Origin of the sequence: Kitasatospora sp. NPDC048540 (assembly GCF_040651175.1) — a bacterium.
GTDB lineage: Bacteria > Actinomycetota > Actinomycetes > Streptomycetales > Streptomycetaceae > Kitasatospora.
The window spans coordinates 1-8,760 of sequence record NZ_JBEZIR010000150.1; the positions used below are offsets into that span (position 1 = coordinate 1).

General features: G+C 68.1%; 7 protein-coding genes and 1 pseudogene. 6 read left to right on the top strand and 2 right to left on the bottom strand.

Annotation, left to right across the window (positions count from 1 at the left end; all coding sequences use genetic code 11):
* Positions 1-374: 374 nt before the first annotated feature.
* Together AB0D08_RS35675 and AB0D08_RS35680 are read right to left on the bottom strand one after the other, a co-directional pair.
* Entirely contained in the window at positions 375-1,070 is a 696-nt protein-coding gene (locus AB0D08_RS35675; RefSeq protein ID WP_359894445.1) for a type 1 glutamine amidotransferase domain-containing protein, read from the bottom strand.
* Between the two features lie 147 nt (positions 1,071-1,217).
* Positions 1,218-2,987 (bottom strand): MOSC and FAD-binding oxidoreductase domain-containing protein, encoded by a 1,770-nt coding sequence (locus AB0D08_RS35680; protein ID WP_359894447.1) that lies wholly within the window; start codon positions 2,985-2,987, stop codon positions 1,218-1,220.
* A 195-nt stretch (positions 2,988-3,182) separates the two neighbouring features.
* Between AB0D08_RS35680 and AB0D08_RS35685 the strand changes: the two genes are divergently transcribed.
* The 6 genes and pseudogenes from AB0D08_RS35685 to AB0D08_RS35710 all read left to right on the top strand — a co-directional run.
* Entirely contained in the window at positions 3,183-3,914 is a 732-nt protein-coding gene (locus AB0D08_RS35685; RefSeq protein WP_359894449.1) for an SDR family oxidoreductase, read from the top strand.
* A gap of 182 nt (positions 3,915-4,096) precedes the next feature.
* Entirely contained in the window at positions 4,097-4,639 is a 543-nt protein-coding gene (locus tag AB0D08_RS35690; RefSeq protein ID WP_359894451.1) for a hypothetical protein, read from the top strand.
* Positions 4,640-5,832: 1,193 nt separating this feature from the next.
* Positions 5,833-6,018 (top strand): annotated as a pseudogene (locus AB0D08_RS35695) (IS4 family transposase); the annotation flags it as partial.
* Positions 6,019-6,472: 454 nt separating this feature from the next.
* Complete coding sequence (locus tag AB0D08_RS35700; protein ID WP_359894453.1) at positions 6,473-6,616, top strand: transposase; 144 nt, start codon at positions 6,473-6,475, stop codon at positions 6,614-6,616.
* A complete protein-coding gene (locus tag AB0D08_RS35705; RefSeq protein WP_359894454.1) occupies positions 6,607-7,272 on the top strand; it encodes an IS5 family transposase in 666 nt (221 codons plus the stop codon). Before AB0D08_RS35700 ends, AB0D08_RS35705 begins: the two co-directional genes overlap by 10 nt.
* Positions 7,273-7,463: 191 nt before the next feature.
* Positions 7,464-8,760 (top strand): phosphatidylinositol-specific phospholipase C (locus AB0D08_RS35710; RefSeq protein WP_359894455.1); only part of this gene is annotated, 1,297 nt, incomplete at its 3' end.

Here is an 8,760-nt window from a genome sequence, read left to right on the forward strand (position 1 = left end):
GCTCATCATGCACACGACACTGGACTCGGCCTGAACGACTCCGTACCCACGAACGGGCGACACCAGATCATCCAGAAATGGACATAACGTCCTCTGAGACCGCCAGGCCGGCGGGTCGAACGGGTCCGCGAAGTACTGCGTGTTGCTCCTGCCACGGATGACCTCGCCGGACTGCGGGTACTCGACGATGACGTCGTCGGCGTAGATGTCGTGTTCCGCGTCCGCGTCACCGCTGTTCGATGCGGCCCGGTGCCGGTCCAGCAGAGCCCGGGCAAACGGCCGCTTCCATCGTTATGGCCCTTTCGCCGGGAACACCACGCACCCGACGTCCTGCGACGCGGGCGCGTGCCCGAGCCGGATCGCTCCAGGACAGGTCACTTGAGGATCTCCAGCATCCGGTTCCCGAGGACCGCGGCCGAGGCCGGGTTCTGTCCTGTCACCAGGTTGCGGTCCTCGACCATGTAGGGCTCCCAGACCGGGCCACGGCTGAAGTTGACCCCGACCTTCGCCTTCACGTCGGTCTCCAGCAGCCACGGCGCCCTGGCGGCCAGTCCGACGCCGTCCTCCTCCTCGTCGGTGAAGCAGGTGATGTTGTAGTCCTTGAACGGCGACTCACCGTGGATCCTGGTGGCCAGTATCGCGGCGGGAGCGTGACAGACGATGAACAGCGGGTTGCCCGAGGCCAACTGCTGGGTCAGCAGCCGCCCCGCGTCGGCGTCCCAGGCCAGGTCCGCCATCGGACCGTGACCGCCCGGCAGGTAGACCGCGTCGTAGTCTTCGAGGCGCACGTCCGACAGCTGCAGCGGTCGACGCATCACCTCCGCGGATCGGATGATGGCCTCCAGCTCCAAGGCGCCGTCGTTTCCGCCGGCCATCTCGGGGCGCAGGCTCATCATGTCGACGGTCGGCGTCACACCGTTCGGCGTCGCGACGACGACCTCGTGACCGGCGTCCGTGAGGATCTTGTACGGGTTCGCGAACTCCTCGGCCCAGTAGCCGGTCGCGTACCGTGTGCCGTCGTTCAGCACCCAGTAGGTGGCTCCGCTGATGATGAAAAGAACCCTTGCCATGGCAGAAATCCCCTCTCGGACGCATGCCAGGAGTGGGTTGCGGGATGCTTCACGAAACCGACCAGCCCCGCCGGTTGTCACCGCCTTCCCACTCAATCACGCTAGGCAGCTGCGCCGACCGCACGCAACCCGGTGATCCGTGGGCGGTCACATGTCCAGGACCACGTCGGCCGGGGGCGTCGAACAGCAGATGAGCGCACTTCCTGCGGCGGGGGGCTCCAGGGGCTGCGGGGCGTACTCGACGCGGCCGGAGAGAAGCGCGGTCTCGCAGGTGTGACAGGTTCCGGTGCGGCAGGACCAGCGCACGGGCACGTCGCACGCCTCGGCGAGTTCGAGCAGCGTCCCGTAGCCAGGGTGCCAGGGGACGGTCAGCCCGCTGCGCGCGAAGGCCACGGAGGGTCCCGGGCGGCCCCCGGGAGGGGCGGCCGGCTGGTGCGGCGTCCGGGCGGATCCGGTTACCAGACCTGGGGTGACCGCGGACGTGGCCCCGAAGACCTCGGTGTGGATCCGGGAGGACGGCAGGCCGGCGGCCTCCAGGGCTGCGGTCATGTCCCGCATGAACGCGCTCGGCCCGCAGAGGTAGGAGTCGGCGTCCCGGGGCGGCTCCAGGCCGAGGATCCACTCGGGACTGAACCGCCCACCGACCGTGTAGTCGACACCTGGCCGGTCGGCGCCGGACGGACGGCTGTAGGCCACGAACGACCGGCCTGCGGGCAGCTGGGAGAGCAGGGTGCGCGCTTCGTCGGCGAATGGGTGGTTCTCGCCGTCCCGGGCCGCGTGCAGCCACCACACCGCGCGCTGCGAGCGCGCTGCGGCCAGAGCATGCAGCATGGCCAGGACCGGGGTGGCACCGACACCGGCGGACAGCAGCAGGACCGGAGTGTCCGCGTCCGCGAGCAGGAACGTGCCGCGCGGAGCGGCGACATCGAGAACGTCACCGGTCTTCACGTGCTGACGCAGGTACGTGCTGGCGACGCCGTGTGGCTCCTGCTTGATGCTGATGCGGTACGTCTCGGCGCCCGGTCGGCCGGAGAGCGAGTAGTTGCGGATGACCGGGGAGAGCTGGGGATCCGGCCGCAGGCGGATGGTGAGGAACTGCCCCGGCAGAGCGGCTGGGAGCGGCTCACCGTCAACTGCCGCCAGAGTGAGCGAGAAGATGCTCGCGCTCTCCGGCTCGATGCGCGCGACTTCGAGCCGGCGGAACCCGGGCCAGGCCGGCGGCGGGCTGCTGGTGGTCAGCCCGCGGTTTCCGCCCACGGCGCCGGAGCCGCGATCCGCGTCGTCGAGCAGGGCTCGCAGCGACGTCTTCCAACCGGGGCTCAACGCGGGAATTCGCAGGGCCCGTTCGAGCCGAGGCCGGGCGTGGCCGGGCAGGTAGAGCAGCCCGTCGATCTCCGCGACGGTCATCTCCTCGGGGCCCGAGGCGATCTTCACGATCTCGTCCCCGGCCCGCACCCACCCTTCGGTCAGCACCCGCATGTAGAAGCCCGGGCGGCGATGGGCCACCAGCAGGGCGGCCATCTGTGGCTCGCCGAGCCGCAACCCCACGCGGTAGCACGTCACACGGGGCTGGGTGACCTCGAAGACCGCACCGCCGATCTCGTAGCGGTCGCCGATGCACACCTCGTCGTCGGCGAGTCCGTCCACCGTGAGGTTCTCGCCGAACTGGCCGTACGTGAAGTCGTCCCGCTCCAAGTACTCCTGCCAATGGCGATAGGAGCTCAACTGGTAGACCAGCACGGCACGCTGCTCGCCGCCGTGCCCGGCGAGGTCACCCTGCCCGTCGCCGTCCAGGTTGAGCCGGCGCGCCATCACGGGCCCGGCGACGGGGCGCTTCCAGATGCCCGTGTGGGTGGTCCTGCCGTGCCAGGGGACGTCCTTGGGCATGCCGACGTTCACGGCGACCAGAGCGGCCATGACCGGTGCTCCTCCCACGCTCGACAGGCCGATGTCTCCAGCGTCGTACGGTCGGCCGCCGACCGCACCCGAAAGGCTCCACGCGGCGCCGGGGCTCGGCGCCACGTAGAGTGAGAGCCGGTGGGCGCCGTCGCCGCGTGTGGCCCGCCGTGAGCCGGAGACCTCCAGCGCGAGAACCTCAGCTTGGACGTACCCATGAGCTCGGAGAAGAAGGTGGCAATCGTCACCGGTGCGTCACAAGGCATCGGTGCTGCCGTCGCCGACGCGTACCGCAGGCGCGGGTACGCCGTCGTCGTGACTGCCCGGTCCATCCCCTCGTCGCACGATCCGGACGTGCTCGCCGTGCCCGGCGACCTGAGCCGGCCCGGTACCGGTGCGCGGATCGTCGAGCAGGCGCTGGACCGCTTCGGCCGGATCGACACGCTGGTGAACAACGCCGGCGTCTACCGGGAGAAACCATTCACCGACTACACCGACGCCGACTACGACCTGGTGACCGGTGTCAACCTGCGCGGCTTCTTCGACATCACGCGCAGCGCCATCCCCGCGATGCTCACGGCCGGCGACGGCGGGCACGTCCTGTGCGTGTCGACGTCGCTGGTCGACCGCGCCGACGCGCGCATACCCGCGGCACTCGCCTCGCTGACCAAGGGCGGCCTGGTCGCGGCGACGAAGGAACTGGCCATCGAATACGCGGCGCGCCGCATCCGCGCCAACGCCGTCTCACTCGGCGTCATCCGCACTGTGATGCACCCGGACGGCCCGGACGGCCCGGACGACCCGGGCGGCGCGCTCGCCGCGCTGCACCCGCTCGGGCGGATGGGCGAGATCGACGACGTCGTCGAGGCGATCATGTACCTCGAACGGGCATCCTTCGTCACCGGCGAGATCCTGCACGTCGACGGCGGCCAGAGCGCCGGCTTCTGAAGGAACCGGGATCGGGAGTGATCGACCTGTGCGCACTCGCAAGCAGCTGACTCCGCTCGGCGCTGTCGGTGTGGGTCGGACGGCGGGAGCAGTCGCGGGGGCGGGGGCGGGAGCCGCGGAGGTCTGGCAGCCTTCGGCGACCGCTAGGATTTCCCGATCTTGGTCTGATCGGGAGAGATTTCATGAGCAGTGGTCTGCGGCTGGTAGGCGTTGTCGCATCGGTACGCATCCAGGGGTTCCTGCTGCTGGCGGTGAGTCTGGTGAGCTGTGCGCCGGCGTGGACGGGGGGATCCCGGCAGGTGGATCCGGTGATGACTGTGGGATGCGCCTTGCTCTTCTTCGTGACGACGTTCAGCGCACTCCTGAAGGCCCGTCGGCCGTGGTACGAGGCGAGGCTGGAGAACCTGACGCCTCCCGCGCCGACCGCCGAGGTGATCGCGAGGGACAAGACCTTCGACGTGCTCTCCCAGAACCTCACCAAGCCGCTGATCCTGGTGCTGCTGGTCGGCCTTGCTCTCGCTTACGCGACCGGGCTGCCGGTCGGCCTGATCCTGGCGGGTGTGGGCGCGGCGATGCTCTGGCAGTCCCGGTGGTTGGCGGCCGAGGAGAAGCGGCTGGGCGGCCGGGTGCTGGGCCCGCTCGCCCCGGTACGGGTCGCAGCCGACGACCCCAACGGTCCCGCCTACCGTCAGTCGCGCTTCTGGATCGTCCGCGAGGCTTCCTGACACCCGTACCGGCCATAGGCCCCGGCCCCGATCCCGGTGGGGGATCCAGGTAAGGGATGCAGGTACTCGTCCTCGCGGCCGGTGGGCGGCCTTGTGGCCGGTGACGATCACCGGGGTCGTCAGGGTTTTCATCGAGGCCGGCGTCCCGAACGTGTGCGGTGATCTGGTTGGGGCGGGCGGTGGTGATCCCACTGGAGCAGCCCAGCTACGCCGCGGAGATCCAGACCAGGTTGACCCGCTCGTCGGTGGGCACGAGGAACAGCAGGGCCGGGGGTCTTGTGCTTGCCGGAGCGGTTCGGCCGGTTCTCGTCCTCGGTGAGGCGGCGGTGCGTACCAGGGTGCCGTCCAGGAGGACGACGACGCCGGGCGCGGGGCACGCGCGGCGAGCAGTTCGATCACCTCCAGCAGCCGGCGGAGCACCGTGGAGGCGGAGACGTCGTTGCCGCCCGCCATCTCGCAGAGCCGCCGGCCGTGGCGGAGGACCGCGAGGCGGGCGGCAGCTTGCGCCGGCGCGATCCGATCTTCTTCAGATGGCCGCGGATCAGGCTGCAGACCAGATTTGAGGTGGCGGTGGACAGCTCCGGGCGGCCCTGGTGGACAAGGCCGTCAGGCCCTCGGTGGGGCCGGACTGCTTTTCGCATGGAATCCCCAACTTCCTCCGAGGGCCCGTCCGTTACGCCGAAGTTCAGCCGGGGCCGGTCATGCGGAAGTCATCACTCCCGGGTCCGAGAGCTGGCGGCCGTTGTTCCGTTCGGTCGAAGGGCGCTCGGGCTCCGGGTGCTCAGCCGATGAGCGGGAAGACCGGCGGGCCGCCGTGACAGGAGCTTTCGGACTGCCAGTCGGGTGAGCCCATTCCGACCTGGTAGAGCAGCGTCAGCAGCACAGCGGCAAGGGGCAGGATCAGTCCACCGGTAGCGGCGGTCGCGCCGGCTCCGGCCGAGCAGCCTGCCGGCCCACAGCAGGACGGTGACCAGCACGCACCATTGGCCTGCCAGCACCGAACAAATCAGATAGTCGTCGCTGCCGACTTCGGACATACAACCGCGCCACGTCGGCAGCCACAGGCCGAGAGTGCCTCCCAATGCTCCGGCCGTGGCGAGCAGTAGTACGGCCAGGACCAACCCGCAGCCGCCCCGCCGATCGTCCGTGATGTCCCTGTCGTTCACTCGCTCCCCAGCCCGACATAACGTCCTCTGAGATCCAGGTCGCCCGAGATGGTCCGCCAGGAGATCTGGGCACTGCTGACCACGCACTACGCGATCCGGAACCTCATGCATCAAGCCGCTGACGGCGCCAGCCTCGACCCGGACCGGATGTCTTTCGTCCGCAGTCTCCGCGTCGTCCGCCGCCTGGTCACCGACCAGGCGGCCTTTCCCCCTGACCGCATGGCCACCGCCCGTGCCCGGGCCCTCGCCGAGACAGCCGAACGGCCCAACCCAGCCCGACGACACCGGACTTGCCCCCGCGCCGTCAAACGGCACCGCCTCGGCCCGCACCGCATCAAACACCACGGCGACACCAGCACCCGGCACTCCGGACCGCCCACCCCGAAACCCAGAAACGCCGCTGTCCAAGTGCCTGACTGAGAACCGGGGACGGCTGGTGGCGGCCGGCCAGCTTGTGGGATTGGCTCGATCGCCGGACGACACAGCAGGGCCTCCCACATGCGCTGGTTGTCTACGCCGTCCGCACCGCCAGGAGCCCTGTGTGTCGTCCTACCCTGCCCGGGCCGTCGTTGCCAACTCCGAATCGGTGTGGGGATGGTGCTGTCCCGCCTGCCGGTATGGTCGGGGCCCCGACCTGCCGGCCTGGCCGCGGCGGTATCCGTCGGACATGAGCGATGCGGAATGGCTGCTCGCTGAGCCACTGTTGCCTCTGCCTGCGTGGCGGTGGGGCCGGGGCGGACGTCCGGAGAAGCATTGCCGGCGAGTGATCGTGGGCGCGATCCGGTACGTCGTTGACAACGGATGCAAGTAGCGGGCTCTGCCCTCGACTTCCCGCCCCACGCCACCGTCTACTCCTTCTCTGTCCGGTGGGAGCGGGCTCAGGCGGTCGACGATCTGCACGACCGACTCCGGGACCGGTTGCGCGAACAGGACGGCCGGGATGCCGAGCTGAGCGCGGCGATCATCGACTCGCAGTCGCTGCGGTCCGCCGAGACCGTCGCCGCGGCGGAGCGTGGGTGGGACGCGGGCAAGAAGGTGAACGGACGCAAGCGGCACGTCGCCGGCGACACTCTCGGTCTGCTGATGATTGTGCCGTTCACCGCCGCGAACGTGCAGGACCGCGACGGGGGACGTCTGCTCCTCGCCCGGCTGCGGCAGGTCCATCACCGCATCCGACACGTCTGGGCGGACGGCGGCTACGCGGGCAGGCTCGTGACCTGGGCGAAGAAGCGGCTCGCGCTCACCGTGGAGACCGTAAGACGCAGCGACGACATGACCGGCTTCGTCGTCCTGCCCCGCCGCCGGGTCGTGGAGCGCACGCTGTCGTGGATCTGTCGCAGACGCCGGTGCGTGCGCGACTACGAGCGGCTGCCCGAACACCACGAGGCCATGGTCAAGTGGTCGATGATCATCCTCATGACCCGCCGGCTCGCCCGCCCGACCGCAACTCGTTCCCACGCCGCGTGACCGGTTCTCAGTCAGGTTCTGAGCCATCCGCTCACGTTTTTCCCAACGTCTCCGCCCCAGTTGCCGAAGCGCCGGGCTATGCCCCACCAGCGGAAACGGAGGCCCTCTTAACAGAGGCTCGGCCTGAGAGCAGAATGACTACCACTCACATCCGGGCCGGACCAGGAGCCGGCGCTCCAGGAAGGATTCCCATGATCTCCAGGCGTGAGTTGATGGTGACTTCAACTGCAGCGGTGGCCGGCGTCGTCATGCCTAACAAGTGGTTGCAGGTGCCCCGCAGCGGTTCGAGCTCGGCCACCGCGGTGAGCTCAGCGGCTGCGTCCGGCTTCAGCACCTCCTCGTGGATGGCGGGGATCCCGGGCGACCGGGATCTTTCTGCGCTCACCCTCCCAGGGACCCATGATTCTGGAGCGCTGTACGGTGGTGGCCTGGCACAGACCCAGACGCTCAGTCTCACCGACCAGCTCAACAGCGGTATCCGGTACTTCGACATCAGGTGCCGACACATCCAGAACACGTTTGCCATCCATCACGGACTGGTTTTCCAGAACCTCATGTTCGGATCCGGCGTGAGGGACGTGTTCGTATCGTTCTTGAAGGTCCACCCGACGGAGTGCATCGTGATGTCGGTGCAGGAGGAGTACACCCCGACGGGCAACACGCGCTCCTTAGAGGACACCTTCGACTCCTACGTCTTCGGGTTCGAGTCGTATTTCTACCTGGACGACAGGACGCCCACGCTCGACAGCGCACGCGGGAAGATCGTCCTCTTGCGCGGGTTCGACGCCCAGCGGACGCCCAAAGGAATTACGAAAATCACAGCCCCCGCAGGTTCAACCGGAAACTCCACTGGGCCCGCCGTCTGGCATATCCAGGGAGACTACAATATCAATACCATCTGGGACATCAACCCCCGCATAAATGTCATCGAGGGCTTTATGGCACAGGCCGCAGTTGGCAGTCTCGACGAATGGTATTTGAATGCTGTCGCACTGAGCAGCAGCAACGGCGGAGTCTTTCCGGTGACAGCAGCTCTAGGAATCGCCGGCACGACCGATGGGGTCAACGCCGCCCTAAGGAAGTCAATCTCTTCCTATCCAAATGTCCCGGGCGCACGACTGGGATTGTATGGCATGGACTTTCCCGATCAGACGCTCATCAATATGCTGATCGCGTCCAACGGCTTTCAGACCGGGCCATACGATCTCAAATCGACAGCAGACCGGATAATTCCGATCGACTTCTACGGTCAGGGCATGGCCACGCAGCTCATGCTGTTCAGGCCGGGATCAGGCGCCGCACATATTCTCGACGCTGGAGCTGGATTCGCCCCGATATACCAGTGTGGCGCAGGCGGGATCGGCGGCTACGATCTGCGGAGCGATCGGGACTGTGTCGTTCCGTTCGATTTCACGGGGAGCGGCAGGGCCGATCACCTCATCTGCTACCGCCCCGGTACGGGCATCATCTATGTCGTCAAGTTTTCCT